33 protein-coding genes are annotated in these 24,492 nt (G+C 36.9%); 11 read left to right on the top strand and 22 right to left on the bottom strand.

The features are described from left to right. Nucleotides 1-33 precede the first annotated feature (33 nt). The 4 genes from ACWM35_RS12855 to ACWM35_RS12840 form a co-directional block, all read right to left on the bottom strand. Nucleotides 34-813 carry an ABC transporter permease gene (locus ACWM35_RS12855; RefSeq protein ID WP_454819016.1) on the bottom strand — a complete coding sequence of 260 codons (780 nt, stop codon included), beginning with the start codon at nucleotides 811-813 and terminating at the stop codon, nucleotides 34-36. Further along, complete coding sequence (locus tag ACWM35_RS12850) at nucleotides 810-1,718, bottom strand: ATP-binding cassette domain-containing protein (protein ID WP_454819014.1); 909 nt, start codon at nucleotides 1,716-1,718, stop codon at nucleotides 810-812. The genes ACWM35_RS12855 and ACWM35_RS12850 overlap by 4 nt, the downstream gene beginning before the upstream one ends. Next, complete coding sequence (locus ACWM35_RS12845; protein ID WP_454819012.1) at nucleotides 1,718-1,918, bottom strand: PLD nuclease N-terminal domain-containing protein; 201 nt, start codon at nucleotides 1,916-1,918, stop codon at nucleotides 1,718-1,720. The genes ACWM35_RS12850 and ACWM35_RS12845 overlap by 1 nt, the downstream gene beginning before the upstream one ends. Before the next feature lie 104 nt (nucleotides 1,919-2,022). Beyond that, on the bottom strand, nucleotides 2,023-2,346 hold the full coding sequence (locus tag ACWM35_RS12840) for a DUF4870 domain-containing protein (protein ID WP_454819010.1): 324 nt from the start codon (nucleotides 2,344-2,346) through the stop codon (nucleotides 2,023-2,025). A gap of 169 nt (nucleotides 2,347-2,515) precedes the next feature. Here ACWM35_RS12840 and ACWM35_RS12835 point away from each other — a divergent pair, with 169 nt between their 5' ends. Together ACWM35_RS12835 and ACWM35_RS12830 are read left to right on the top strand one after the other, a co-directional pair. Beyond that, nucleotides 2,516-3,643 carry an amidohydrolase gene (locus tag ACWM35_RS12835; RefSeq protein ID WP_454819008.1) on the top strand — a complete coding sequence of 376 codons (1,128 nt, stop codon included), beginning with the start codon at nucleotides 2,516-2,518 and terminating at the stop codon, nucleotides 3,641-3,643. Nucleotides 3,644-3,952: 309 nt separating this feature from the next. Continuing rightward, nucleotides 3,953-4,513, top strand: a complete 561-nt coding sequence (locus ACWM35_RS12830; RefSeq protein ID WP_454819006.1) for a GNAT family N-acetyltransferase — start codon at nucleotides 3,953-3,955, stop codon at nucleotides 4,511-4,513. A 47-nt stretch (nucleotides 4,514-4,560) separates the two neighbouring features. Here the strand turns inward: ACWM35_RS12830 and ACWM35_RS12825 are convergent, their stop codons facing one another. Both ACWM35_RS12825 and ACWM35_RS12820 read right to left on the bottom strand, forming a co-directional pair. After that, nucleotides 4,561-4,719, bottom strand: a complete 159-nt coding sequence (locus tag ACWM35_RS12825) for a hypothetical protein (protein ID WP_454819004.1) — start codon at nucleotides 4,717-4,719, stop codon at nucleotides 4,561-4,563. Between the two features lie 100 nt (nucleotides 4,720-4,819). Further along, on the bottom strand, nucleotides 4,820-5,602 hold the full coding sequence (locus ACWM35_RS12820; protein WP_454819002.1) for an SDR family oxidoreductase: 783 nt from the start codon (nucleotides 5,600-5,602) through the stop codon (nucleotides 4,820-4,822). 187 nt (nucleotides 5,603-5,789) lie between these two features. Here ACWM35_RS12820 and ACWM35_RS12815 point away from each other — a divergent pair, with 187 nt between their 5' ends. Next, complete coding sequence (locus ACWM35_RS12815) at nucleotides 5,790-6,245, top strand: Hsp20/alpha crystallin family protein (RefSeq protein ID WP_454819000.1); 456 nt, start codon at nucleotides 5,790-5,792, stop codon at nucleotides 6,243-6,245. A 59-nt stretch (nucleotides 6,246-6,304) separates the two neighbouring features. Here the strand turns inward: ACWM35_RS12815 and ACWM35_RS12810 are convergent, their stop codons facing one another. Together ACWM35_RS12810 and ACWM35_RS12805 are read right to left on the bottom strand one after the other, a co-directional pair. Then, nucleotides 6,305-6,760: a FixH family protein gene (locus ACWM35_RS12810; protein ID WP_454818998.1), complete on the bottom strand. Its 456-nt coding sequence runs from the start codon at nucleotides 6,758-6,760 to the stop codon at nucleotides 6,305-6,307. A 5-nt stretch (nucleotides 6,761-6,765) separates the two neighbouring features. Continuing rightward, a complete protein-coding gene (locus tag ACWM35_RS12805) occupies nucleotides 6,766-7,050 on the bottom strand; it encodes a hypothetical protein (protein ID WP_454818996.1) in 285 nt (94 codons plus the stop codon). 96 nt (nucleotides 7,051-7,146) lie between these two features. On the opposite strand from ACWM35_RS12805, the gene ACWM35_RS12800 reads away from it, so the two are divergent. Beyond that, nucleotides 7,147-7,389: a DNA alkylation repair protein gene (locus tag ACWM35_RS12800; RefSeq protein ID WP_454818994.1), complete on the top strand. Its 243-nt coding sequence runs from the start codon at nucleotides 7,147-7,149 to the stop codon at nucleotides 7,387-7,389. A 196-nt stretch (nucleotides 7,390-7,585) separates the two neighbouring features. Here ACWM35_RS12800 and ACWM35_RS12795 read toward each other — a convergent pair whose 3' ends face one another. Next, a complete protein-coding gene (locus ACWM35_RS12795) occupies nucleotides 7,586-8,407 on the bottom strand; it encodes a hypothetical protein (protein WP_454818992.1) in 822 nt (273 codons plus the stop codon). 57 nt (nucleotides 8,408-8,464) lie between these two features. Then, nucleotides 8,465-9,409, bottom strand: a complete 945-nt coding sequence (locus ACWM35_RS12790; protein ID WP_454818990.1) for a CobW family GTP-binding protein — start codon at nucleotides 9,407-9,409, stop codon at nucleotides 8,465-8,467. A gap of 179 nt (nucleotides 9,410-9,588) precedes the next feature. Between ACWM35_RS12790 and ACWM35_RS12785 the strand changes: the two genes are divergently transcribed. After that, nucleotides 9,589-10,299, top strand: coding sequence for an AlbA family DNA-binding domain-containing protein (locus ACWM35_RS12785; RefSeq protein WP_454818988.1), 711 nt, complete (start codon nucleotides 9,589-9,591; stop codon nucleotides 10,297-10,299). Nucleotides 10,300-10,373: 74 nt separating this feature from the next. On the opposite strand, the gene ACWM35_RS12780 is transcribed toward ACWM35_RS12785, so the two are convergent. The 3 genes from ACWM35_RS12780 to deoD all read right to left on the bottom strand — a co-directional run bounded on the left by ACWM35_RS12780 (nucleotide 10,374) and on the right by deoD (nucleotide 13,666). Next, complete coding sequence (locus ACWM35_RS12780) at nucleotides 10,374-11,870, bottom strand: lmo1851 family serine protease (RefSeq protein WP_454818986.1); 1,497 nt, start codon at nucleotides 11,868-11,870, stop codon at nucleotides 10,374-10,376. Between the two features lie 141 nt (nucleotides 11,871-12,011). Continuing rightward, complete coding sequence (locus ACWM35_RS12775) at nucleotides 12,012-12,809, bottom strand: M15 family metallopeptidase (protein ID WP_454818984.1); 798 nt, start codon at nucleotides 12,807-12,809, stop codon at nucleotides 12,012-12,014. A 152-nt stretch (nucleotides 12,810-12,961) separates the two neighbouring features. Then, nucleotides 12,962-13,666, bottom strand: coding sequence for a purine-nucleoside phosphorylase (gene deoD, locus ACWM35_RS12770; RefSeq protein ID WP_454818982.1), 705 nt, complete (start codon nucleotides 13,664-13,666; stop codon nucleotides 12,962-12,964). 156 nt (nucleotides 13,667-13,822) lie between these two features. Between deoD and ACWM35_RS12765 the strand changes: the two genes are divergently transcribed. Then, on the top strand, nucleotides 13,823-13,960 hold the full coding sequence (locus ACWM35_RS12765) for a hypothetical protein (RefSeq protein ID WP_454818981.1): 138 nt from the start codon (nucleotides 13,823-13,825) through the stop codon (nucleotides 13,958-13,960). A gap of 38 nt (nucleotides 13,961-13,998) precedes the next feature. Here the strand turns inward: ACWM35_RS12765 and ACWM35_RS12760 are convergent, their stop codons facing one another. The 5 genes from ACWM35_RS12760 to ACWM35_RS12740 form a co-directional block, all read right to left on the bottom strand. Further along, on the bottom strand, nucleotides 13,999-14,307 hold the full coding sequence (locus ACWM35_RS12760) for a YodL domain-containing protein (protein ID WP_454818979.1): 309 nt from the start codon (nucleotides 14,305-14,307) through the stop codon (nucleotides 13,999-14,001). Nucleotides 14,308-14,403: 96 nt separating this feature from the next. Continuing rightward, nucleotides 14,404-15,174 carry a sporulation protein gene (locus tag ACWM35_RS12755; protein WP_454818977.1) on the bottom strand — a complete coding sequence of 257 codons (771 nt, stop codon included), beginning with the start codon at nucleotides 15,172-15,174 and terminating at the stop codon, nucleotides 14,404-14,406. Beyond that, nucleotides 15,161-15,985, bottom strand: a complete 825-nt coding sequence (locus tag ACWM35_RS12750) for a serine/threonine protein kinase (RefSeq protein ID WP_454818975.1) — start codon at nucleotides 15,983-15,985, stop codon at nucleotides 15,161-15,163. Before ACWM35_RS12750 ends, ACWM35_RS12755 begins: the two co-directional genes overlap by 14 nt. Before the next feature lie 9 nt (nucleotides 15,986-15,994). Continuing rightward, nucleotides 15,995-16,177, bottom strand: a complete 183-nt coding sequence (locus ACWM35_RS12745; protein WP_454818973.1) for a hypothetical protein — start codon at nucleotides 16,175-16,177, stop codon at nucleotides 15,995-15,997. A gap of 166 nt (nucleotides 16,178-16,343) precedes the next feature. After that, a complete protein-coding gene (locus ACWM35_RS12740; protein ID WP_454818971.1) occupies nucleotides 16,344-16,517 on the bottom strand; it encodes a YozD family protein in 174 nt (57 codons plus the stop codon). Nucleotides 16,518-16,682: 165 nt separating this feature from the next. Here ACWM35_RS12740 and ACWM35_RS12735 point away from each other — a divergent pair, with 165 nt between their 5' ends. After that, nucleotides 16,683-16,850, top strand: coding sequence for a hypothetical protein (locus tag ACWM35_RS12735; RefSeq protein ID WP_454818969.1), 168 nt, complete (start codon nucleotides 16,683-16,685; stop codon nucleotides 16,848-16,850). A gap of 3 nt (nucleotides 16,851-16,853) precedes the next feature. On the opposite strand, the gene ACWM35_RS12730 is transcribed toward ACWM35_RS12735, so the two are convergent. After that, nucleotides 16,854-17,585, bottom strand: a complete 732-nt coding sequence (locus tag ACWM35_RS12730; protein WP_454818967.1) for a hypothetical protein — start codon at nucleotides 17,583-17,585, stop codon at nucleotides 16,854-16,856. Nucleotides 17,586-17,715: 130 nt separating this feature from the next. Further along, nucleotides 17,716-17,937 carry a YozE family protein gene (locus tag ACWM35_RS12725; RefSeq protein WP_454818965.1) on the bottom strand — a complete coding sequence of 74 codons (222 nt, stop codon included), beginning with the start codon at nucleotides 17,935-17,937 and terminating at the stop codon, nucleotides 17,716-17,718. Nucleotides 17,938-18,106: 169 nt separating this feature from the next. On the opposite strand from ACWM35_RS12725, the gene ACWM35_RS12720 reads away from it, so the two are divergent. Further along, nucleotides 18,107-19,201, top strand: a complete 1,095-nt coding sequence (locus ACWM35_RS12720) for an AI-2E family transporter (protein ID WP_454818963.1) — start codon at nucleotides 18,107-18,109, stop codon at nucleotides 19,199-19,201. Between the two features lie 80 nt (nucleotides 19,202-19,281). On the opposite strand, the gene ACWM35_RS12715 is transcribed toward ACWM35_RS12720, so the two are convergent. Next, nucleotides 19,282-20,565 carry a peptidase gene (locus tag ACWM35_RS12715; protein ID WP_454818961.1) on the bottom strand — a complete coding sequence of 428 codons (1,284 nt, stop codon included), beginning with the start codon at nucleotides 20,563-20,565 and terminating at the stop codon, nucleotides 19,282-19,284. 298 nt (nucleotides 20,566-20,863) lie between these two features. Here ACWM35_RS12715 and ACWM35_RS12710 point away from each other — a divergent pair, with 298 nt between their 5' ends. After that, the gene (locus ACWM35_RS12710) at nucleotides 20,864-22,228 is read left to right on the top strand and encodes a TrkH family potassium uptake protein (protein WP_454818959.1); all 1,365 of its coding nucleotides are present in this window, start codon (nucleotides 20,864-20,866) and stop codon (nucleotides 22,226-22,228) included. Nucleotides 22,229-22,265: 37 nt separating this feature from the next. Here ACWM35_RS12710 and ACWM35_RS12705 read toward each other — a convergent pair whose 3' ends face one another. Continuing rightward, nucleotides 22,266-23,240, bottom strand: coding sequence for a S66 family peptidase (locus ACWM35_RS12705; RefSeq protein ID WP_454818957.1), 975 nt, complete (start codon nucleotides 23,238-23,240; stop codon nucleotides 22,266-22,268). A gap of 140 nt (nucleotides 23,241-23,380) precedes the next feature. Here ACWM35_RS12705 and msrA point away from each other — a divergent pair, with 140 nt between their 5' ends. Beyond that, entirely contained in the window at nucleotides 23,381-23,914 is a 534-nt protein-coding gene (msrA, locus tag ACWM35_RS12700; RefSeq protein WP_454818955.1) for a peptide-methionine (S)-S-oxide reductase MsrA, read from the top strand. Next, nucleotides 23,911-24,342 carry a peptide-methionine (R)-S-oxide reductase MsrB gene (msrB, locus tag ACWM35_RS12695; protein WP_454818953.1) on the top strand — a complete coding sequence of 144 codons (432 nt, stop codon included), beginning with the start codon at nucleotides 23,911-23,913 and terminating at the stop codon, nucleotides 24,340-24,342. The genes msrA and msrB overlap by 4 nt, the downstream gene beginning before the upstream one ends. Nucleotides 24,343-24,492 lie beyond the last annotated feature (150 nt).

Genomic DNA, 24,492 nt, shown 5'->3' with positions numbered 1-24,492 from the left:
ATCAATATGATGACTCTTCTTTTTTAAAACTAGTTATGAGGCAAGCTCTTTCTTTTTAAAAACAATCACACTTAGCCATAAAAGGATGGCGATCAGAACCGCAGCTATGAAGCTTGTTGCAAGCGTTTCATTTGAAAGTTTCCCTGCCACCAACAAGCCTGCTGCATAGCTTGTTAGTTGTGATGGACTCCATTCAAGCCATTGTGATAGCGAGCCGCTCAAAATGGTCAAAAAAACAATGAGGGCCAACGAAACGAACCCTGCGATCCCTGGAGTGAGAAAAATAGAGCTAAAAAATACCGTAACGGTTAATACAACCGACAACCATAAACCATATAGAAGATATGAATTGAAAAACTCACTGAATGGTATCCAATCAAATAACAATCCTGTGTAATACCAGGTTGCTAAATATCCAATCAATAATGAGAACCATACCAATAAAAGACCACCAGCCCATTTTGAGGTTACATACGAAAAATAGGAAACGGGTTTTACAAGTATCATCGCAGCAACTCCACTTTTCCTTTCACCCGCAATAATTCCCATTGTCCCTAGAACAATAATTAAAACGCCTAATGTTGAATATTGACTTAAACCTGCTACTAGCACCTCTCCGGCCGTGGGTGGAGGAATCTCAATGACTGTTCCTTCTGGCAAACCGCCTAAGGAATCAATAATTTGCGGCATATAGTAATTGGACAACGGTTCAGAAACACCTAATAAAATAAACGTAATAGGCACCCAAATCCATTTAAAGTTTCTCCACATTTCTATCATTTCTTTTTGCAAAAGTGTCAACCACTGGTTCATTTTTCCACCACCTTCATAAATACATCTTCAAGAGTCATACTGCAAATCTCAAATTTATCAAGCGGCCAATCTCTCTCGGAAACCAACTGTAGTAATTCTCTCCTCGCGAAATCCACATCGTTAACGAATATGCTCATCTTGTCGCCATCCTTAAGCACGGACATAGTAATGGGATGGTTTTTTATAGTTAAAGTAATATCCTCGGTTATTTTTCGGAAAAACAAATCAATTTTTGCTTTTTGGTGTCGTGCACGTAATTCTTCCATTGTTCCTGATTCGACAATCCTGCCGTTATGTAGAAATAAAATTTCATCACAAACTTCCTCGGCATCATTCAGAATATGCGTAGAGAAAAGGATCGTTGTCTGCTCTTTCAATCTTTCTAACAGCTCCAACACTTCTCTTCTTCCAAAAGGATCCAAGGCAGATACAGGTTCATCCAGCATAACAAGCTGCGGATAGTGAATAATCGCCTGAGCAATTCCCAACCTTTGTTTCATACCTCCAGAATATTTTCCTACTCGCCGATTTTTTGCATCTAATATTCCAACAAGCTCTAAGAGCTCCAAGGAGCGATTTTTCGCCTCTTTACCGGATAATCCCCCCAGTTTACCTACATAGACTAAAAATTCAAAGCCTGTCATCCAATCATAAAAAACCGGGAACTGAGGAAGATATCCAATTAAATGGCGTATATCACTATTATTCTTGATTTCATTAAAGGAAATCTCCCCTTCTGACGGTTTCATTAAACCAGCAAGCATCCTAAGTGTAGTCGTCTTACCAGCCCCATTTGGCCCTAAAAGAGCAATACATTTTCCTTTTTTTAGCTTAAAATTAAGACCCTTAATCACCTCTGAGCCTTGAAAATTCTTTTTTAACCCGGTGATATCGATTAGAGACATCATTCATTTCTCCTTCCAATAACGAAGTATAGAATCGGTCCAATAATATTAACGAATAAAATGATTAGTACCCAAAGCCATTTAGGGCCATTCGTCTTCTCAATCCGTGCCAAGTCAACTAGTGAAACAATTAGAAGAATAAGTTGAATGATTAGTAATGGTGCGATTAAACCCCAGCTAATGCTTTCTAAGATTTCCATAATCATTTCCCCCTTGTTTTTATTTACAACCTTATGACGATTGAACTAAATAAAACGTTCAAAACCCAGCAAAAATATTTTTTGCTGGGCTAAATGCAACGTCTTTATTTAATTACTCTAAATATCAAGGGAAATCTATATTCATTTCCTTCGTAAGCTTTAACGGCAGCAATAATGGTAAATACTAATGCCATGATTCCTAATATCCATAATAAGAAAATCCCTACGAGTAATAAGACTAAAATCCCACTTATAACAGAATAGACCGTATAGGAAATGAAAAAGTTAAAATACTCTCTGCCATGATAATCGATAAAAGCGGACTCATCTTTCTTTAATAGCCAAATAATGAGCGGGCCGATTATTGGAACAAAAAGACTTACAACGTATAAAACTGCAGCAAGCATCCTGTCTTCATTTTTAATCATTTTTTACTCCCCCAATGGAAAATTTAATAAGTTCTCCATTAATATTTACGCCGCGTCCATTAAAAGGTTTCATCATTTTTTAAAAATACGCGTAAATCTTCCTTTTCCTCCATCGAGCAAATTGTTAAAATAAACAAAATACAACATTAATACAGTAGAAAGGTTAATTATGAAAAAATTACTATTAAAGAATGCTACGATTTATCCAGTAACCGCCAAACCTATTCCAGATGGCGACTTACTAATTGAAAGTGGAAAAATAAAGAAAATCGGAAAAAATCTTGTGGTTGATTCAAATATGAAAGTGATTGATTGTCACAATCTCTTTCTTTTTCCTGGTTTTATCGATGTACACACACATTTAGGCCTTTATGACGAAGGTACAGGCTGGGCAGGCAATGATGCGAATGAGACAGCGGAACCAATGACACCTCATATCCGAGCTATTGATGGTGTCTATCCTTTAGATCCTGCTTTTTCCGATGCAGTTAAAAGCGGGATCACAACCGTGCATGTTATGCCAGGGAGTGCCAATATTATTGGCGGAACAACCTCGGTCATTAAAACAACTGGTAAGAACGTAAAAAAAATGATTGTTGAGGAAATTTCCGGCTTAAAACTAGCATTAGGAGAAAATCCAAAAAGAATTCACAGTCACGGTAACAGTGACTCAATCACAAGAATGGGGATTATGGGAATGCTGCGTGAAGCATTCTTTAAAGCATTCTATGCCGACAATCCTGACGATTTGAGAATTGCTCCATTGGTAAAGGCTTTAAAACGAGAGATACCAGTCCGTATTCATGCCCATCGTGCTGATGATATTATTACAGCCTTAAGACTTGCGGAGGAATTTAACCTTGATTTAAGAATTGAGCATTGTACTGAAGGACATTTAATCGCAAATGAATTAGCAGGACACAACTTAAAAGTTTCAGTAGGTCCTACCTTAACAAGACGTTCGAAAATAGAATTGAAAAATAAAACATGGAAAACATATCAGGAATTGACCGATCATGGTGTAGAGGTTTCCATCACCACTGACCATCCCTATACACCGATTCAATATTTAAATCTTGCAGCTGGAATTGCTGTCCGTGAAGGACTCTCTGAACAAAAGGCGCTTGAGGGAATTTCCATTCTTCCTGCAAGAAACTTAAAAATCGATAACAGACTGGGCAGTATTACAGAAGGTAAAGATGCAGATTTAGTACTATGGAATCACCATCCATTCCATTATTTAGCTAAGCCTAAATGGACGATGATTGGCGGAGAAATCGTTTATTCCGAAGTGTAGATTTTTGTTGAAATTTGGCAATAAATATTCACTAAAAATCAACAAAAAAACTATTTATTTTTTTCATGTTTTCTTGTATTATTTTCTAAGTGAAACCGAAATAGGCCTAAAAATCTGGGGGGTTTTCTAAATTAGTTCTGGTAATAAGACAAATTGATATAGGGAAGGCAAATGGTGCGCCACCAGTATGACTGGTTCTAGTGGGTTCGATTCCCACCCCGAAATTTTTTAGTTTATCTGAATAAAAAATTTCGAGGGTGGGCCGCTTCTTTAGACATGGAAGAGGATTGCCCGAATGGAGGGAAATTCATGCTTAAGAAACGTGATCTTCATGAAAGCCAGGAATTATTTGAATTAATGTCGCATCCAGATGTCTTCCCTTTTGTGCGACAAAAGGCAGCATCCCATGAAGAATTCTTGTTTATGACAAAACAAACCATTGAAGCTGAAGAACGTGGTGAATTAATATCACGTACCATTCTTGATGAATGGGGTGCTCCTATTGGAACAATCAATCTATTTGATATTCAAGACAATGCCGGCTTTTTAGGCACATGGCTAGGAAAGCCTTATCATGGTAAAGGCTATAACAGCCCTGCGAAGGATGCATTTTTTCAGGAGCTGTTTTACTCAATTGGGATTGAAACGATTTTTATGAGAATCCGGAAAGAAAATATTCGCTCGATAAAAGCCGCAGAAAAGCTGCCATATGTTATTAAAGCGAATGAAACAAGAAAATCTATTTATGCGCAGTTAAATGCTGCTGGTGAAATATACGATTTATATGAAATTCCCAAAGACCAATACAGCTTTTACCTCATGCGTAATGGTTCGATACAAGAAGAACCTTCACAGTTGTTAGAAGCGTAAAAAGCAATCGGACATTCCGATTGCTTTTTTAAGCTAATAAGCTAAAATTATTCCGTTACATCCATTTCGATTGAATGATTAACCTCGTTGATTCCCATGTGGAGCAAAAATTCCTCTAGTTCCTCATTCGTCAATGTTTCAAAACGCCCATCATGAAAAAATACTTGAGTTTGATTTGGATTAATTCGATTCATATTAAAACTCATTTTCTTTGCTCCTTTCATAGATGTTATTTTTATTATCTACAAAAGGAACCATTTTCATTCCTGAAATCAAATTGTTCAAAAAATTATAAAAGGTAACTCATCAATCTTTTTTTATGGCCTGATTGAACACCTTACCTAACACATCCATTCCACCAGTCACAGGGATAATACTTCCGGTAATAAAGTCAGATTTCTCGTCTATGAGAAAGGATATGACCCTGGCGATATCTTCACCTGTTCCATGTCTGCCTACAGGAGCGCCGCCTCCTTTTAATGATTCTCCAATATTTCTCTCCTTCCACTCATTTACAATATCACCCGGGCAAACCATATTGGCCGTAATCCCAAATTCCGCTTCCTCCAAAGCAATCGTTTTTGTAAGTGAAGCGAGTCCAGCCTTTGCAGCTGCAAAAGCAGATCGGTAAATCCAAGCTGGTGCTGTTTCCACTCTGTCAAACCCTAATGTGATGATTCTTCCCCATTGCTGTCTGCGCATAATTGGAATGACTAATTTCGATAAGTAGAATACCCCATTTAGATTCCCATTGATTAAATAATTCCATTCCTCAAAAGAATAATCCGTTAATTTTTTTCTGTCATGAATATAAGGCCCTGCATTATGAACGACAACATCAATAGAGGAATATTCGGAAAGCATTTGTTCAATCATTCTAATGCATTCATCTTTATTAGATACATCCCCTTGAATTACGATGCATTTCGTACCGAATGTTTTCTCTAGTACCTTTGCTAAATGATTTGCCTCTTTCTCACTATTTCTATAATTGATTGCCAGCTGATAACCTCGTTCTGCAAGCATGAATGCTGTTTTCTTTCCTATACCAGCTGCTCCCCCCGTTATTAGAGCCGTCTTTTTCTTCACAAGCCGTTACCTCTCATTTTTTATTTTCATTTTAATTTATGTTATTACCATTAATTATATATAAGAAATGCGCATTTTGTTGATTGAGTTGTTTCATTCCTAACTATTTTATAACGATATGGACTATTTTTGCATAGAATGTGGTAGCAATGATAATCCCAAGAGCTATGCGAAAGGTGGAAAGATTATGTTCCCATGGAATTTATTCCCTTTTAATAAAGAGACGAGGAATAGGCTACAAAATTTGAAGCCTGAAGAAATAAATCAATTTATTCAAGGTATTATGGGAAATATGATGCCTTCGCAGTTTGATGGAATGATGAATCCGGGGAATATTATGCCTCAAAACAAGAAACCTCAGCCGAAAAATACATTACATTCGGCTGTTTTTGAAACTCATGATTCCGTATTTGTCAGGCTTCCAATAAAAGATGAAAAACAGCTAAAAAAAATTGAAATATTTCATACTGCCAATCAACTAATTGTCAAAAATCTACCTGAACATGAAGATAATAACACGATAACACTCCCCGCAATGGTAAAAAAGAAAGGTGCTACCGCGAAATACAAAGACGGAGTTCTAGAGATCAAAATGCTTAAATCCTCTGATTTGCAATTTTCACAAATTGACTTAACACAATAGAATATAATTTAAAATAGAAAAGACAGCCACCCGAAAACACGCGGCTGTCTTTCACTTATTTAATGACCTTCCATATCCATATCTTCCATTGAATCTTTTGCATCGCTTGGATCTTCCGGTTCACTTGGAGTACCAACGACAAATTCCTTTTTAGGCATATTATGCATATCCCTTGCCGTTACATGTGAAATAATATAATAGGTACCTTCTTCTTGAAATGTTTTTTCTAGTCGGTAAATACCGTCCTCGGCATGCTTGACATCAATTTTTTCATGTTCTTCTGCATGTGCACGCCATATTTCAAATTTTATCGATTTTGCATCCTCTACATTTTCATTTCCTTGGGTCACTTTCGCTTCAAAAATAATTGGTTGATTGATCTCACCCTTTTCAGGATTAACAGTCAATTTAACATCCAACATTTCTGGAACCTCATTAGATGGCTGATTTTTATTACATGCTGTCAAAACTAATAGCGTCAATATTGCCAGAGCCCAAATTAGGTTTTTTTTCATGTTTCTTACTCCTTTCTTAGTTCATCCATTATCTGATTATGAACGTGTATGAGATCAACCTTTGCTTCATTTGTGAGTTCCGAATTCACAATTCTGTTAATGGCAGAATAATATTTTTCAAATTTATTTTTTCTAATTCTCGGGTGTGAGTTTTCATCTAACAATTCTCTCTTTACTGCTTCCTTTAGGATTTCTTCACTGTTAAGATCGCTTACTGCTAGGATTCGATTGTTCCAAATCTTTCGATACTGGGCTAACATTGCTTCAAAATGAACAGATCCTTCTCCCAAATGATCCACCTCCATTACCTCTCATCTGCATTGTTACATACTTTCTAACTTTATTGCAAAAAATATATTTTAACAATACAAAGAAAGGAGAAACCTATGACAACCCCCTATAAATGTCCAAACTGCAAAACAAATCGCAGCCGTTTTAATTTAATTCAGCAAGTTTCTCAATCTGTTAAACTTGACCCTATTTCTGGAGAAGTTGTAAGGGAATACGGTGAAACGGAATTAGAACCTTTTCATCTCCCCTATAAAGGGCCAGAATATCGTGTTCAATGTGCAGCCTGCGGTTTAATCGAGGATGAGAGAACCTTTATTAAATTTGGAGAACAGCGTTAATGGTATACAAAAATAAACACCTTTACTTTTATAAAGGTGTTTATTTATCCGGTATTAACGGGCAGTAAGACCCCCACGTCAAAACTTTAGAAAAAGCGAATAAGTATAGTGGGGGATAACTGCCCGTAAATACCCGATAGGTTCAAATAACAATCAGTGGGGGATGCAAAAAACCCCCACTGATTGAAGTTTCACTTTATTGGAGCTTATTTTCTTTCAAAAAAAGTTGCGAGTCTATTTTCCAAGCATCCATTGTTGAAAAGCGGAGTAAATGAATATCTCCCCGATAATGCTGCCTGCCACGATTTTCTATGTACCAATCGATTTCAATTGGTATATCTAAACTGATTTCCGTAGTCAAATCCTCGGCGGGTAACAGCGGCATTCTTGAAATTTTCACATTTTCTACCCTGGTTAATATTGGATGCCATTTTAACTTTTGCAGCGAAATTCCCGAAGTAATCCTTGAATCCTGTTGCTTGAATCCAGCAATAAATGCTTCAATTACCTCATATGGCGTAGCCTGCTGTAAATATTCATCTAGTTTTCCAGATGCTTTTAAGATCATCAGCTTATGAGATAAGTCCATAGCGTTTGTCTTATGTGTGGTACTTTCATGAAAATGAATACAAAAATGGCCGGGAAAATTATTTTTTAAAGCTCCTGCTCCATGCGGCATCCCATGCATGGAGGCAGCAATCCATTGGTCTTTATTCATTACGATAATAGCCCGGCGTTTCCAGCTCCATTTTCCCCCATAAATCTTTTTCATGGTCTTCGTGTCTTCTGCTGATAAAGGCTGAACATCAGCATGATGACTACCTGCCCGGCGCTGTACCTTAAATTTCTTACCTGTTTCAATATCTAGAACCGTGAACTTTGAATACTTCGGTAAGAGCGTATTTACTTCAGACCATGGTAACATTTCAATCTTATAGTTAATGTTAGATGCGGCATACCCAGTCTGTCCCTTTAGGAGGGATAGAATTACCAATGTAATAAAAAATATCTTCTTCATCTAACCCCCCTCCCATGTAATTAACTACATTTAAAGAGTTGCCTTTTGATGAAATTATCATTCATTTTCTTTTTGACTTTTAAATTTATTCTCAAGATTTTTCAGCTTTTGTTCGACTTCCTGCCAATTGATATTTTCACCTATGAAAACTAAATTTAACGGTAGATTCATCTCTTCTTTAAAGTAAACCGGCATACCATATGAATATTGAAAAAGATATGGTTTCTGCAAAGGATCAAATTTTACATACCCTTTTATGCGATAAATCGAATCTGGCAACATTGCTAAAAACTCCTCAAACCGTGTATGGCTAATCGCGGATTTGAATTGATATACAAAAGTTGACAAATTCAGTGCATTTTTTCCTAAAGATTGGTTGGACAGTTTATCAAATGATACTGAAAGCTTTCTCAATTCCTCGATTGATACTTGGGAAAAATTAGTTAAAAGACATTGGGCAGTAGAATTAATAGCTTGAATCTCAAAAATAATCTTTGCCTGTTCCGAATCGGATAATTCCTCCATTTTATTAATCAAAATAAAATCCGCATGCCTTACTTGCTCGATGGTCAGCTGCTGGAGTTGTGGACTTAGCAAGTTTCTATCCTTCCAGCGTAAGCCATCAACCGTTGTAACAATTCCTTTAATGATAAATTGGTCGGCAAATAATGGGGAAAGAATAGCATCCAATACTTCGACTGGATGGGCAGCCCCTGTTGTCTCGATATAAATAACATCTGGTCTTTCATTCAGTAATAACCCTTGGAGCTGTGCCTCGAGCTTGTCTTGAATAGAACAGCAAATGCAGCCGCCTAACAGCTCTTTTAAGGCTACATCTTCTTGGCGGGCGGCATCAGAGTCAATCGAAACATTTCCGAGCTCATTCATCATAACCGCTACCTTTCTTCCCAACTGTCTTTCATTTTCTAGTAGCCGCTTTAATAGTGTAGTTTTTCCGCTGCCTAAAAAACCTGATAGAATATATACCTCTGTTTTGTTCATATAAATTTCCCTTCTTATTCTGTTGACATTCTCTTTATTATATATGAAATTATCTTTCATTTTTAGTGCTTGGCATTGATTTGCCTTACTAAAAATTATTCTCAAACAATTGGGCTATCATCTATTTGCGATTGGACTATAATGATAATAAAGAGAATCTTCAGAAAGGACTTACTCTCATGATCTATGAGTATGTGTACCCAAAAAGTCTGCTTCAATTTGTCAGGAACCCTTCACATGAAACCCTCAAAGAGCTCCTATTCAATAACACTGGTGAAACTGATTTTCTTGATTTTAAAACTAAATGGACAGAATTCTCGAAAATGGCGAAACATGTTTTGGCGATTGCCAATTCCGGAGGGGGCTGTATTATTGTCGGCGTCAGCCAAAATGATGAGAGCTCAATCTCCTTGACTGGACTTAATGAAGAGGATTTTTTCGATAAAGCAGATATTGATAATAAACTTGCGAATCTATTGCCGAAGTATCTAAAATATCGAACGGAAGATTTCCATTTTACAGATGAACCTTCCCCGCTTCGAAATAAACGATTTCAAGTACTTATCATTGAATATGATCCAAAATACGTCCCCTACACATCTGTAGTGCATCGAAATGAGCTTCGATACGGGGCCATTTATGTTAGGCAAGGTACAAAGTCCATTGAAGCAACAAATGATAAACTCGTTGAAATGATACTCCGTAAGGTACAATCAGGCGGTTCAGGTGAAAATGAATACTCGCTAAAGGAGCATCTTGCCCAGCTAAAGGAACTATATGAGGAATATGCTGCCCATGACCGCGACGAATATGGGTATTTTGTTGCAGAACTGATTGAACGAAAAAAAGAAAGAATAAGGAAATTATTAGATATCCTCCCCGATAATTAGAAAGGCGGAATTTTATACACTTCCCTTTATAAATAAAGCCTGATTCTATTGGAGTAAGAATCAGGCTTTTTGAATCATTTCATTTGTTCTTTTAGCAGTTCAACTGCCTTTTGAAGCTGAGTATCGTTTGCTTCAATTTGGGTTCTTAATACTTCCATAAGTTTATAGGTTGAATCCCCTTTTAACACACCATCCGCTGGTAGATTTTGAGCTGTTTGGAATGCGATGACTGCTTCTTTTGTCTTTTCATCAAAGAAACCATCTTCCCTTAATGGATCATAACCTATTGCTTTTAACATTTTCTGAGCCGTTTGAACTTCCACCCCTGTACTTGAAAGGGTTAATTCTTTATCAGGATTAATAATTGGCAAGGATGCATAATCAGGGAGTGCCACTTCAACATCTGGTTTAATCCCTTTCTTATGTATCCAATTCCCTTTTGGAGTCAACCATTTTGCCGTCGTTAATTTAATATTTGAACCGTCTTGGAAATCCTTTGAAGTTTGTACTGTACCTTTACCAAATGAATTTTCTCCAACAAGCTTAATACCTGCGGATTCACTTACAGCTGCAGCTAGAATTTCAGAAGCACTGGCACTTCCTTTATCAATTAACACGATTAGCGGAAAGTTTGGATTTCCTTTATTTTGTGAAGGATACTCCTTAATTTCTCCATTTTTATCCTCTACCTTTAATATTAATTGACCTTTGGGCACAAACATACTCGAAATATTAATCGCTTCGTCAAGTAAACCGCCTGGATTTTGGCGCAGGTCAAGTACAAGCCCCTTCATTCCCTGTTTCTGATAGTCATTTAACATTTCTATCAGGTCCTTAGAAGTATTTGTTGAAAAGCTTGTAATTTGCACTTTGGCAATTCCATCTTCAAGCATCTCTCCGTAAACCGTTTCAATCGGAATTTCATCACGAATGATTGGGATATTCACTGGAGCATCAGAGCCCTGACGTTGTATTGTTAACTCTACCTTCGTTCCTTTTTTTCCACGGATAATGGTTACCGCTTCGGTTGACGTCATGCCTTGTAAGCTTTTACCATCCACAGACACGATAATATCATTCGGTTTTAGACCGGCTTTCTCAGCAGGTGAACCTTTGATCGGCGAGACAATAACAATATGATTTTCTTTTTCTTGGATTTCAGCTCCAATTCCTTCAAACGATGAATTGATTGCTTCATGAAATTTACCCGCTTCGTCCACACTCATATAGTCAGTATAAGGATCATCAAGTGCCTTTACCATTCCATCTATAGCACCATTAATCAGCTTTTTTTCATCTAGCTTTTCAAAATATTCACCCTTCAATGTGTCAAACGCTGTGTATAACTTATTAAACTCCGACCGTTCCGCCCCTACCGTAATGACCTTCTCATCACCAAACGATAGAGCAAACGTCGTTATTCCTGCCGTTAGGAAAACAATGAAAAACAGCATCATAATAAAATGGAATTTTTTCATTCTTACGTGACCAGATTTATTCTCCGTTACTTCCTCTTTTTCGCTATGTACTTTTTCCACATTTTGTTCATCCAAAGCCTTCACCACTTTCATAAACCATAAAAATAAGAATGGGTAATATAACCCTTAATGATTAGAATAACATCTTTTAAAAAAAAATAACAAAGAAAAGATATTAGTCGAATAAAAGGCGGCACTTCGATGGAGTCGTGCCGCTATTTTAGACCTATTTTATTAAATTCTCTTTACTTCATTAAAATATTCTTCCAATGTCCAATTGTTTTCGTATATAATTTTTGCCGCTTTAATACCTACATAACGAAAGTGCCATGGCTCATACATATAATTAGTTATCCCTTCCTTACCTTTTGGGTAGCGAAGAATGTAACCAAATCGATGCGCATTCTCTGCCAGCCATTTCCCTTCTTTCGTATCTTCAAAATCTTGTACCAAATAATTTTTGACAGCCTTACTCGAAATATCCATTGCTAATCCAGACTGATGCTCACTTGAGCCTGGAATCGCGACTGCCTGCATCGCTTTTTCTTTTCCAACTCTATTTAATTCAGCATTAAATAATGATTTTTGACGGCTATAGGATCGATAGCCAGATACTGCATATATCTCAATACCGTTATTTTTGGCTTCTAAAAATAATTTTTCCAAGGCCTCTGCCGCTTCTTTTCTCATTAAACTTTTTTCATTGTCCTGATCGCCGAATGAAAAAGGAACCTCTGGCCTGACTAAATCTGCAGGAACATATTCCTCTGGTAAATAAAACTGCTTATTTACTAATGCCAAAGTATTAGTAGAGTTTTGGATAACTTTTTTACCATCCACTTCTTTAATATCATTAAAGAAAATTGACTCTAAACTAAGGGGATCGTAATCAGAAGATTTTTGGTCTAGCGTTTGAGTTTCATTCAAATCTTCTCCATGGAAGGGAAGTTTATCTAATAGCGAGTTAATTTGGCTGCAGCCACTCAAAAGAAGGGGAATCGCAACTATTGATAGATACTTTTTAAACCTCATTATTTCCACCTATCTATTTTTTCTATTGTATGTAATGCACTATATCTATTTTCACCATAAAGGTCAAGGTTACAAAGACCTGTTAAGTAAAGTGAAAGCAACAGATAAGAAAACCTCTTTCGTTAATGAAAGAGGTACTTGGTTTTCTCCTATTATTCCTTAATCGCTGCTTCTAAAGCTACTTCAATCATATCATTAAATGTTAATTGTCGCTCTTCTGAAGTTGTTTCTTCACCCGTTAGTATGTGATCACTTACAGTTAGAACAGAAAGTGCCTTGCGGTTGAATTTTGCTGCTAATGTATAAAGGGCAGTCGTTTCCATTTCAATCGCAAGAATTTGATATTTTGCCCATTTTTCTAGCTCTGCATTATCATTATAGAAAGAATCAGCTGTGAAGATATTTCCTACTTTTAAATTAAGACCTTTTTCCTTCCCTGCATCATAGGCTTTTCTTAATAGGTCAAAGTCTGCACAAGGAGCAAAATCAACTTGTCCAAAAGTGAGACGGTTTATATTTGAATCCGTAGAACTTGTCATTGCTAAAATAACATCGCGAACCTTTACATCCTTTTGAATGGCTCCACATGTTCCAACACGAATTAAATTTTGGACATTATAGCTGTTCATTAATTCATTTACATAAATAGAAATGGATGGAACGCCCATTCCTGTTCCTTGGACAGAAATTCTTTTCCCTTTATATGTTCCTGTATAGCCAAACATATTTCGAACTTCATTATAACATTTTGCATCCTCTAAAAAAGTTTCCGCAATATATTTTGCCCGCAATGGGTCTCCTGGCAACAAGACTGTTTCCGCTATTTCATTTTCTTTCGCACCAATATGTACACTCATGTTTGTATCCTCCAATCAAATAAATAGAAGTCTGACAACTTCACCATAGACAATATACCACAACCATTTCCGAAAGAAAAACGTTTACATGAAAAGGTCATGAAATTTTCAATTTGTGGGAAACTATTTTTAGATTAACCAAAGGAGGGATAATGTATGGGGAAAAAACATAGAGCCCGAATTAACCAACCAAAGAAAAACAATCACATACCACCTGAAGCTATTGAAGCCGAACATAATGCACATGCAAAGGAACATAACGCTGCTGGCGGAAGAAAAAGTAATGGCCAGTAAAAAAAGATAACCTAAGGAGAAAACTCTCCTTAGGTTATCTATCTTATATTGATTCGATTAACTTGCTGCCAGCCACCTGGCTTAAGCTGATAGTAATAGTGACCTCTACGGCCTTCATCAATCAAAATGATATCCCCAGTTGCCAAAAAACGACCATAATAATTCGCCGGCATTCGATCTGTGACATTGAATCGTCTAAAGGTTTCCTCCAAACAATTTTCACGGCTAACAGCCGGAATCATCATACGGTAAACTTGCTGATAGCCTTTATTTTCACGATACTTTGGAGTTTGAAAGATTGTCACATCATATTGAATATTAGCTCTTTTTGTAATCGCTCTGATCATCATACCCCTCCAATCATTAAAAATATCTGGTTTTTTAATAATTAGAGATGTACATTGTCGATTCCTTTGTTGAGATTCTTCTTTTTTTGTCGATTATTAAGAAAATCTTTGAATAACGTTGTGAAGTTGTTGTTGAATATTCGGAATATCTGCATTAGTGACTGTTAAACGGACATTTGTCTCGTCCAAACCAGCTGCTTCTGCAAATAATCCTCCCAACCCACGGGCACGACGGTCAACCTGTAAAAGCAGTTCAATAACGCCATTCCCAGATGGCCTAAATACAACCTCTAATTCATCTAATTTTCCTCTAAAAGCACCTGATGTTGGTACAAATTCAAATTCTTGAACAAAAGGTAAACGCCCGCGCAAACGATGTGGAGCCTCCTCACAATCTGCTTCTCGTAAGCGGAAGCCTAAATTATCAATCGCATTAAAAACAGCAGTCATCAGTTGATCAGGAATAACCTTTAGATCATCTTTATCTCCTGGATCGACTGCATTTTTAATATCAAGTCCAGTTGATACCCAAACCTTGGACCTGCCAATGGAAAGAGGTGTATCATATGGTAGCTGGAAAGAAAAAGGGATTTCTTTCCTTTCGTTTTTTCCAATGATAAATGGTGTTGTAATTCGGAAGCGTTCTATTGTAGCTGTAACATGATATTTTTTATCATCCGATTCCTTTAAGTAAGTTGTATTTACTGATAAATAAATATCATCAATTTGCTGCTCAATCTTGCCACCTCTGATCTCTACAGCACCTTTTACCGTTTCACCAGGCATATACGTATCCTTTTCCAGCTTTGTGTCAACTGCCGCAGAACCAATTCCAACACTAGCAAATACTTTGTCAAAAAAAGACATTTTCTTTTCCTCCTACATTTTCAAGTAATATTACAATATCTGACTTAATTTCTGCACAGGATTCATATGGATTTTCGATTTGCAAAAGTCTCCTTATGATCTGTTTGGCATTATGTGAAAGATCCAATTCCTCTTCCCAGCTGCTTTCTTTTGTTTTATCTGGAAAAGAATAATTAGAATAAAGTAAAAACAACAAGAAATGTCCGAGTCCATAGAAATCCGCTTGGGAATTAATTTCTTTTCGAACATGTTTTTTTAGGCTTTTTCTTCTTTCCATGGCTTGATTTACTTTACGAGATAACCCTAAATCAATTAGACGAATCTTAGATTCAGAAACTATGACATTAGGTATCCTAATATCTCGATGGATGATTTGATTTATGTGTAAAAAATTGATAAGTTCTAGTAATTGCAGGGTAATAGAAAAAACAGTATCCTCTGAATATTTTTTACCCTCTTGAAAAATAAGCTGTTCAAAGTTTTTCCCTTCGATATACTCCATAGTATAAAAAGGGATGCCTTTATGCTCTCCATCCGAATAATACGTTGGAAAACCGGGATGCTGTATAGATTTTAATAGCTCTTTTTCAAGTTCAAATCCTCGTCTTCCGGATTTCGTTATCCTCTTGTGAATTCTTAAGGACTTTAAAACCTGTAGCCGCTTTGTTAATTGATCGAATACTAAGTAGCTATTACCATAGCTCCCCGCACCAAGATGATTGATAATCTTATATCGTTCAGCAATGATTTCATTTTGAAGGAACGGTGTTTCAAAAATATTTGCTGTAAACAGGACGAATCTTTTTAACATTTGAATAGATTAACTGCTAAAGAAACTTGAAAAAAAGCTGCCGCTTTTGTGTTTCTTTTTATAGTGATGGTGCCCTAGGTGATTATGTTTATACTTTTTCATCTTTTTCCAACCATCACTTGAATGCGAATACTTATGATGTTGATGATGAAGTTTACTTTTAATAATCGATTTTAAAATTTTCTTTAGCATCCTCTTTCCTCCTCAATCTTGGCTACCCTATATACGGGGCAAAAAAAGCAAAGGTTTCGTCATCTGGCAAAAATAAAAAAATATTTTTTAAACAACAACAAAAAGCGAGCAAATTCAAATGCTCGTCTTTTGACTGCTTTTATTAAGAGAGTGAATAATCATTTCATTATTCATCCTGTACTTCTTCGTCAATAATACTCTTCTCGATGAGGTATTCAAAGGTGATATCTGCAATTTCCTCTAATTCTTCTTCTGTAGGAACGTATCCTCTTTTAACCAGCTCATGATAGAAAAATTCAGCAATCTCTTCCGTATCAATAAATACTTCTATTTCCCGCAAGCTATCGCCCCCTTTTTACAGAATGTATGATTCATCATGTTCTTTCATGCTACTTACTTTTAGAAGAATCGGTAAATATTTCATTGTTTAAACATAAGAAAATATAAGTCTTTTTTTCATAGGACAAGCATAGGATGTTGGTAAAGAATCTGATGAGGTGATTTTATGTCCAAGTTAAAGGTAACGATCAATGAAATTATCGATGATGTTAATAAAGAGGATGGGAAAATAATTGGCTTCTTTGAGAAAATGACTGACAGCATGTTTTTTCTAATTAGATGGGGAGGAATACCTTTCGTCATTTATCTATTGTTTACCGTTGCAAAATGGTGATCGTTACAATTGTTTTTTCCCATCGTCATTGACTACACTATTTAATTTCCTAAGAATTACACGCATCACTTGGTAATACTCCTGATCATGAAAAAGACCAAATAATATTTTGTAGTCATTATATATGTCTAATAAATGATCGATAAGCTGCTTCTTTTCCTTCTTTCTTTCTATTTCCTCTAACTCTGCTTTTCTTAATACATTCTGGCTGTTTTGTGTTTTTGAAATTGCTATCTGTTTTTCTTGGTTTTCTTGTTTTTGTTGCTTTTCTTCGTTGTTAACTAAGTATAGTAGTCCTAATTTTTGAATGAACGTTTCAGCACTCTCGGCATCGGCTACGAGTGTCAGCTCCTCTTCCCCCGCTTCAAGCCATTCTCCATCACTAATACGCGACAGTTCATAGATGACATCTTCCCATGCATCCTCTTTGTAGCGCCAAATTTCTGTTCGGAAGCCTACAATTTTAAAGAGATCGGAACCATATCCAGCCACTTGAACTAAGTCACCGAAAAAAAACTTATATTCTATATCAATTTGTTCTTGCTCCATCAGTTTCCCTTCATATTCGGAGAGCAGCTGAAGTCCAGATTCAACAAAAAGACCATCGCTTTTATTCACTTCATATACATAATTGCCGTCAATATACTTGACGTCCGTTATTTTTCCTACTGTACCATACATAGTTATCACGACCGTATCACCGACCTTATACTTCGGTATTTTCCTTCGTTTCATTTCCTCCATCCTCTCAATGATGAGCCGTGAATTATAATTACAATAGTATATGCACTTATTGTTTTATCGGGCATGTCATAAACAAAGAAAAATCGCCTCTTTTTAAAGAGACGATTTAGTACGATTCCACCTAGCTTTCCGAAATTAGATAAAGCTCCCAGGCTTCATCAAATACGGTCATGGATTCCAAGTATTGAGCATTAAATTCAAGGTAGGAGCTGATGTCATGATAATCCTTTGAAGTCTTTGGAAAACTATGATCCAAATAGGCATGATTCGCAAATCTACTTATCTCATCCTTCGGAGCAGGATGACGATATTTCATTAAAAAGTGATAAAAGGATTTACCCATACTTTAACCCTTTCTTTCTTCATTTGAAGATTTTCTTTAGTGTAACTATAACGGAAACAACATTTGCCGTCCAGAATCTTATAGTGGATTAACAATAGGAAATAATTGTTCTTAATTCCATGATTTTGGTATAATTTTATCAAACTCATAAGAAAAAGAGGTACATACATTGTCCAAACGAAAACTTCAATATTGGTTAATTCAAATCCTGTTAATTCTTACCATCATCTACGTTTCAACCAAAATCTCATTTTTATTTCAACCCATCGGTATCTTTTTCTCAACGATTTTTTTCCCGATTCTGATAACAGGGTTTTTGTATTTTTTACTAAATCCAATTGTGAATTTCCTCCAACGCCGTAAGGTACCTAGAGTAATAGCGATTATCATTATATATGTTGCATTTATCTCATTACTTGTTTTAGCGATTGGAAATTTAGTTCCTGCAGTATCCAAGCAATTCACAGCACTAGCTAACGCCCTTCCTGGTTATGCGGACAAAACATTAGATTTCTTTGATGACTTTTCGAAATCATCCGAGTTTAAATGGATCATGTCCGAACAAAACGATATTTTAGAAACGGGACAACAAAAGCTGATTGAATTCGCCAACACACTGCCTGACAGGATCACAGGTAGTATTGCGGGAATACTTAGTGTGGTAACCAATATTGCGATTATTCTTGTTACCGTCCCATTTTTATTATTCTACATGTTTAAAGATGGCCACAAATTCCCTTTAGCCATTTCTAAATTTTTTCCTACTGCTTATAGGGAAGAGGGCATGTCCATTCTGAAAGAAACCGGAGAGACACTTTCGGCCTATATTCAAGGGCAGGTTACGGTCGCACTTGCCGTTGGAACATTAAGCTTTATCGGCTATTTGATTATTGATATGCCCTTTGCGCTGGTCATGGCACTAATCGTTGCTTTTACCAATATTATTCCTTATATTGGGCCGATTCTTGGCGGAGCACCAGCTGTTATTATTGCCTTTTTCGACTCACCCACAAAGGCATTACTAGTTGTTGTAGTCATTCTCGTCGCTCAACAAATTGAAGGAAATGTTTTATCACCGCTTATTCTTGGGAAAAGTCTGGATACCCATCCGGCTACAATTATCATCATTTTACTAGCTGCTGGAAATCTAGCCGGTGTTCTCGGCATGGTATTGGCGATACCAACCTATGCCGTTACGAAAACCATCGTCTTAAACTTAGTGAAATTTCTCAGGGCCAGAAAAAATGCATCGGCAACAACCTAAGCGAATTAAATCTACCCCCATATCAACAGAATATGGGGGTATGATTTTTCATAGGGTAAAATCAAAGTAAGAATTAATTTCTATTGAACCACTTCTTTTTCCTCTACTTCACACCATCGGAGTAATGTTAAAGCGATTATCTCACTCGCAGCAAACAAATCCTCAAGGATAATATATTCATCTGTGTCATGAGCAGTTTCGGTGACTCCCGGTCCAAATACCACTACCGGAGTACCTCCAATAGTCGATAAGATACCACCGTCTGTCCCCCATGGGCTTGCCTCTATGGCCGGTTTCTCACCCTTAACCGCTACAAAACTCTCAGATATTGATTCCATTAACGGATGATCACTTTCTAGCTTCCCAGGAAGCCATCTGCCACCAAACCATTCAATTTCCAGGGGATTCTCTTGAAACCAGTTCTCCTGTTTATTTAATTCCTGTAAGCATGTCTCCATTTCTTGTTGAGCCGATAAGATCGTTTCTTCTGGTGAAACTCCCATTCTTCCTTCAATAATTGCCAAATCAGGTACCGATGAAGGCCACTCCCCACTGTGGAGTTTTCCAATATTTATTGGGATTGGAATCGGGATATTTTGAAAAAGCGGATCGATTATTTTACTATTCCTCGCCAACTCTAATTGTTGCAGCCGTTCGATGACAATCATCGCCTTTTCGATGGCATTTACTCCCTCGTACCTCGTACCGCCATGTGCCGCCCTGCCTTTGACCGTAATTCTAAACCACATCGAACCTTGCTGTTTTAGAAATAATTTCAAGTTTGTGGGTTCAGGGATTATCGCACCGTCTGCTTGATACCCCCGTAATACTGCCGCAAGCGTCCCTGCACCGCCGCTTTCCTCTTCTATAACACTTTGAAAAATAACATCCCCTTTTAACCTAGTCCCCGTTGCAATCAACGACTCCATCGCCATTAATAGAGCAGCTGTTCCTCCCTTCATATCTGTGCTCCCGCGGCCATATAACCTTCCACATTCGATTCTTCCGCTAAATGGATCGTGCTTCCAGTTTTTTTCATCACCAACGGGTACAACATCGATATGCCCGTTTAAGATGATAGATTTTCCGCCACCACTCCCTTTTAAAACAGCAACAACATTCGGGTTACCCTCAAAGCTGTCCCGATCACAGCAATAAGCCTCGTGTTGTTTAAGTTCCTCTCCATCAATTTCCCATATATCAAGTGCCAGACCAAGCTGACGGCATTTTTCGATAATAACCGCTTGGGCACTACTTTCATTTCCTCTAGTACTATTCTCCTGTACGAGAATTTGTAGAAATCTGGTACCTTTAGCTCTATTCTCCTTCAGCCACTGTTTAATTCGAGTTTCATTATTTTTCAATCGATTCACTCCTTCATTTGCTGCAGAAACATTAATAAGCTATTTTTGCGGATCTTATCTCCAGAAGTTACGATTTTTTGTTCTAAATAAATCGCAATAGTTCATCAGGACTCCTTTTCCTTTCGTCAGTCTTTTAGTTAATTGTATGAAAAGGTTTTTTGTTTCTTTCATCATTCAATACAAAAAAGAAAACAGACACATTTGTGTCTGCCTTAACTCATCTGCGATGTAAAAGTACTTTTACTTTTCCGCTTGATTAATATAGAATAACACTGAGATTTACATAAGGAAGGATCTAATGAATATTACGAAACAGAAACAAACAAAGAGAAAAGAACTCTCAACCATTCAACTTATTGTTATTTTTTATTTATCTGCACTCATCATCTCAACCCTTTTGTTAAAGATTCCATTGGCCCATAAGGAGAATGCCTCACTAAGCTTTATCGATGCCTTATTTACTTCTGCAAGTGCGATAAGCGTAACGGGACTAAGTGTCATTTCACTAAAAGATACCTTTAATAACTTTGGAATATTCCTTCTTTGTATCATTCTACAATTAGGCGGCTTAGGAGTAATGTCACTAAGTACCTTTCTTTGGATCATGATTGGAAAAAAAGTAGGATTACGAGAAAGACAACTCATTATGGTTGATCAGAATCAGTCTAACTTGGCAGGACTTGTTCAACTGGCAAAAAGAATTTTTATTATTATCATTTCATTTGAAATCATTGGCGGAGTTTTTCTTGGCTTTCGATTTATGTCTTATTTTGACAGCGCTAAATCAGCATTTAAACATGGATTTTTCGCATCCATAAGTGCAACTACCAATGCCGGTTTTGATATAACAGGGGAATCACTAAATCCATTTAGTCATGACTACTTTATTCAAACCATCATTATATTATTAATGATCATCGGGGCAATTGGCTTTCCAGTTATCGTTGAAGTTTATGAATTCTTTTTAAGTATGAAAAGCAAGAAAAAATATCACTTTACCTTATTTACGAAATTAACCACTACTACATTTGTATTTATAACTATTGCAGGGACTATAATAATTTATTTACTAGATAGTTATCATTACTTTGCTCATAAACCTTGGCATGAATCATTTTTTTACTCATTGTTCCACTCGGCTACGACAAAAAGTGCAGGTCTAGCAACATTGGATCTCAATGAATTAACACCAAGCAATCAGCTCTTTATATCGGTGTTGATGTTTATTGGCGGATCACCAAGCAGTGCCAGCGGAGGAATACGAACAACAACGTTTGCGATTGTTCTTCTAACGATCTTCTTTTATGCTCAGGGGAAAGGTTCTATTAAAATATTTAGAAGAGAACTGCATAATGAGGATGTTTTAAAATCGTTTATCGTCATTTCAACCGCTGCCATGCTTTGTTTACTTTCAATCTTAGTCCTTTCTGTTACCGAAAAAGGAACCATTATTGAAGTTATTTTCGAGGTTGCTTCCGCATTCGGGACCAATGGATTGTCTATGGGATTAACACCTCGGCTGACTGCATTTGGAAAAATTCTGATTATTCTCTTGATGTTTATTGGTAGATTAGGGATCGTTACCTGCCTGCTAATCCTAAGAGGTAAAGGCAACAGCACAGAAAAGATTCATTTTCCAAAAGAAAAAGTAACCATTGGATAAGCTTAGGGATATTTGCGTGGCAAATATCCCTCATTGTTTAGCTATAGATTGTAATATCTGTGGTAATGCCTGTCCCTGAAATCGTTGCTTTTGCACCAAAAGGGATCGTGGCTAATGGTTGAACGTGGCCAAAGTTTACATTGGCAATAACAGGTATCCCCTTCAATTCCTCCTTGGTTTCAATCACTTTTCTTAGTGCGGCTTCCGTTACATTTGATGCTTTTTGAAATCGCCCAATTAGAATTCCTTTGATTCCGCTTGCATCAGGTAAGTGAAGCAGTGATTGGAGATTTCGATCGAAGGAATGAATATGAGATTCATCATCGTCTTCGATATATAATATGGAATTATTAAGTGAAGGAAAAAATTCTGTCCCCTGTAAAAGATTTAAGGTACTTAAATTTCCGCCAATCAGTGTTCCCTCCGCTTCCCCTTCTTGAACGATCATATATCCGTCTTGTTTAACAAAATTTCTGTCTTCCTGATCTAGAAACCATTTATCATCGCTCCATGTCGTAGATGGTTGAATTTCATACGGGGCATCATTAGTTACCGCTTCGAGGAAAGATTGTAGCGTGTAATCAATATCATATTTCACCCCAAAACTAGAGAAAAATGGACCTGAATAGGTAATTAAACCTGTTTTTTGATATATTGCTGCATTTAATGCCGTAATATCACTATATCCGCAGAAAATTTTAGGATTTTCCTTTATTAAGTTGTAATCCATATATTTCAATAGCTGGTTGGCGTGATAACCGCCAACAGCTGTAAGAATCGCTTTAACGTTTGGATCTCTAAAGGCATCATGCAAGTCTTCAATTCTTTGATGAATTGATGTTGTGAAAAATTCATCATGATCATCAACATAACTCCCGAACGTCACTTTAAATCCAAGTTGAGTTAATCTTTCAGAAGCAATTTCCACTTGCTTTCCTTTCATAACCGCCATACTCGTCGATGGCGAAATAACCCTAATCTCGTCACCAGGCTCTAGTCTATTTGGTAGCATTACAATGTCCCCCTTTTTTAGATATTCTAACAGATTTGCCAGTACTGATGTAAAATCTCTGGTGAAGACAAGAAATTGTCTTTTTTAGAAGTGTTTCTGTATACTCATATTCAAACGTAAAATTTCAAAGGGGTGGAAAAATGGAAGTAACGAAACAAGCAACGTTTGCAGGCGGTTGTTTTTGGTGTATGGTCAAGCCATTTGATGAGCAGCCAGGAATCAAAAGTGTCATTTCCGGATATACAGGAGGGCATGTGGTAAACCCAACGTATGAACAGGTTTGTTCGGAAACAACCGGTCATTATGAGGCTGTTCAAATTACCTATAATCCTGAAATTTTCCCATATGAAAAGCTGCTTGAATTGTATTGGCAACAAATTGATCCGACAGATGCCGGTGGACAATTTCATGACCGAGGGCAGTCCTATCAAACAGCTATTTTTTATCATGATAATGAACAGAAAGAACTTGCAGAACACTCTAAGCAGGAATTACAAGAAAGCGGCCGCTTCAGTAAACCAATTGTTACTCCAATTTTACCAGCAAAGCCGTTTTATCCAGCAGAAGAATACCATCAACACTACTATAAAAAAAATCCAGCTCATTATGAAGGGTACCATATTGGGTCTGGACGTGCCGGTCACATTAAAATGCACTGGGGTGAGAAAAGATGAAAAATAAAGAGCAGCTAAAGAAGGAACTAACACCGATTCAGTTTGAGGTTACACAAAATAACGGTACAGAGCCTCCCTTTCGAAATGAATATTGGAATGAACTCCGCGAAGGTATTTATGTCGATATCGTATCTGGCAAACCACTGTTCAGCTCCCTTGATAAATTTGACGCTGGCTGTGGCTGGCCGAGCTTTACAAAGCCAATCGAAGAGGAAGAAATTATTGAAAAATCAGATACAAGCCATTTTATGATTCGAACAGAAGTAAGGAGCAAATCGGCTGATTCCCACTTGGGACATGTCTTTAATGACGGTCCTCACCCTACTGGTTTGCGTTATTGCATTAATTCTGCTGCCCTACGATTCATACCAAAAGAAAAACTGGATGAAGAAGGTTACGGAGAATTCAAGGGAATTTTTGAAGGATAATAAAAAGCCGCTAAAGGGTCAACTTGATATGCTCCCAATAAAGTAGACAGATGAAATAATAAAAAATCTGTTTACTCTATTGGGGGTTTTTTCTATGGCGAAAAGTGCCTATACTGCACTGGAAAAATATGATCTGATTATTTCTTTTCA

This window comes from Neobacillus sp. K501 (assembly GCF_053749995.1).
Note: the sequence above shows the minus strand (reverse complement) of the source record. Positions and strands in the feature narration are given on the sequence as shown.

What these genes read in the sequence shown, in the direction of transcription:
- ACWM35_RS12760 (WP_454818979.1), bottom strand. Translation starts at nt 14,307, where the DNA reads ATGATCAGAGCGATTACAAAAAGAGCTAATATTCAATATGATGTGACA.
- ACWM35_RS12795 (WP_454818992.1), bottom strand. Translation starts at nt 8,407, where the DNA reads ATGAAGAAGATATTTTTTATTACATTGGTAATTCTATCCCTCCTAAAG.
- ACWM35_RS12800 (WP_454818994.1), top strand. Translation starts at nt 7,147, where the DNA reads ATGACAACCCCCTATAAATGTCCAAACTGCAAAACAAATCGCAGCCGT.
- ACWM35_RS12780 (WP_454818986.1), bottom strand. Translation starts at nt 11,870, where the DNA reads ATGAAAGTGGTGAAGGCTTTGGATGAACAAAATGTGGAAAAAGTACAT.
- ACWM35_RS12845 (WP_454819012.1), bottom strand. Translation starts at nt 1,918, where the DNA reads ATGGAAATCTTAGAAAGCATTAGCTGGGGTTTAATCGCACCATTACTA.
- ACWM35_RS12830 (WP_454819006.1), top strand. Translation starts at nt 3,953, where the DNA reads ATGCTTAAGAAACGTGATCTTCATGAAAGCCAGGAATTATTTGAATTA.
- msrA (WP_454818955.1), top strand. Translation starts at nt 23,381, where the DNA reads ATGGAAGTAACGAAACAAGCAACGTTTGCAGGCGGTTGTTTTTGGTGT.
- ACWM35_RS12855 (WP_454819016.1), bottom strand. Translation starts at nt 813, where the DNA reads ATGAACCAGTGGTTGACACTTTTGCAAAAAGAAATGATAGAAATGTGG.
- ACWM35_RS12850 (WP_454819014.1), bottom strand. Translation starts at nt 1,718, where the DNA reads ATGTCTCTAATCGATATCACCGGGTTAAAAAAGAATTTTCAAGGCTCA.
- ACWM35_RS12785 (WP_454818988.1), top strand. Translation starts at nt 9,589, where the DNA reads ATGATCTATGAGTATGTGTACCCAAAAAGTCTGCTTCAATTTGTCAGG.
- ACWM35_RS12755 (WP_454818977.1), bottom strand. Translation starts at nt 15,174, where the DNA reads ATGTCTTTTTTTGACAAAGTATTTGCTAGTGTTGGAATTGGTTCTGCG.
- ACWM35_RS12840 (WP_454819010.1), bottom strand. Translation starts at nt 2,346, where the DNA reads ATGATTAAAAATGAAGACAGGATGCTTGCTGCAGTTTTATACGTTGTA.
- ACWM35_RS12835 (WP_454819008.1), top strand. Translation starts at nt 2,516, where the DNA reads ATGAAAAAATTACTATTAAAGAATGCTACGATTTATCCAGTAACCGCC.
- ACWM35_RS12775 (WP_454818984.1), bottom strand. Translation starts at nt 12,809, where the DNA reads ATGAGGTTTAAAAAGTATCTATCAATAGTTGCGATTCCCCTTCTTTTG.
- ACWM35_RS12735 (WP_454818969.1), top strand. Translation starts at nt 16,683, where the DNA reads ATGTCCAAGTTAAAGGTAACGATCAATGAAATTATCGATGATGTTAAT.
- ACWM35_RS12790 (WP_454818990.1), bottom strand. Translation starts at nt 9,409, where the DNA reads ATGAACAAAACAGAGGTATATATTCTATCAGGTTTTTTAGGCAGCGGA.
- ACWM35_RS12745 (WP_454818973.1), bottom strand. Translation starts at nt 16,177, where the DNA reads ATGCTAAAGAAAATTTTAAAATCGATTATTAAAAGTAAACTTCATCAT.
- msrB (WP_454818953.1), top strand. Translation starts at nt 23,911, where the DNA reads ATGAAAAATAAAGAGCAGCTAAAGAAGGAACTAACACCGATTCAGTTT.
- ACWM35_RS12710 (WP_454818959.1), top strand. Translation starts at nt 20,864, where the DNA reads ATGAATATTACGAAACAGAAACAAACAAAGAGAAAAGAACTCTCAACC.
- ACWM35_RS12765 (WP_454818981.1), top strand. Translation starts at nt 13,823, where the DNA reads ATGGGGAAAAAACATAGAGCCCGAATTAACCAACCAAAGAAAAACAAT.
- deoD (WP_454818982.1), bottom strand. Translation starts at nt 13,666, where the DNA reads ATGAGTGTACATATTGGTGCGAAAGAAAATGAAATAGCGGAAACAGTC.
- ACWM35_RS12750 (WP_454818975.1), bottom strand. Translation starts at nt 15,985, where the DNA reads ATGTTAAAAAGATTCGTCCTGTTTACAGCAAATATTTTTGAAACACCG.
- ACWM35_RS12815 (WP_454819000.1), top strand. Translation starts at nt 5,790, where the DNA reads ATGTTCCCATGGAATTTATTCCCTTTTAATAAAGAGACGAGGAATAGG.
- ACWM35_RS12810 (WP_454818998.1), bottom strand. Translation starts at nt 6,760, where the DNA reads ATGAAAAAAAACCTAATTTGGGCTCTGGCAATATTGACGCTATTAGTT.
- ACWM35_RS12730 (WP_454818967.1), bottom strand. Translation starts at nt 17,585, where the DNA reads ATGAAACGAAGGAAAATACCGAAGTATAAGGTCGGTGATACGGTCGTG.
- ACWM35_RS12705 (WP_454818957.1), bottom strand. Translation starts at nt 23,240, where the DNA reads ATGCTACCAAATAGACTAGAGCCTGGTGACGAGATTAGGGTTATTTCG.
- ACWM35_RS12725 (WP_454818965.1), bottom strand. Translation starts at nt 17,937, where the DNA reads ATGGGTAAATCCTTTTATCACTTTTTAATGAAATATCGTCATCCTGCT.
- ACWM35_RS12825 (WP_454819004.1), bottom strand. Translation starts at nt 4,719, where the DNA reads ATGAGTTTTAATATGAATCGAATTAATCCAAATCAAACTCAAGTATTT.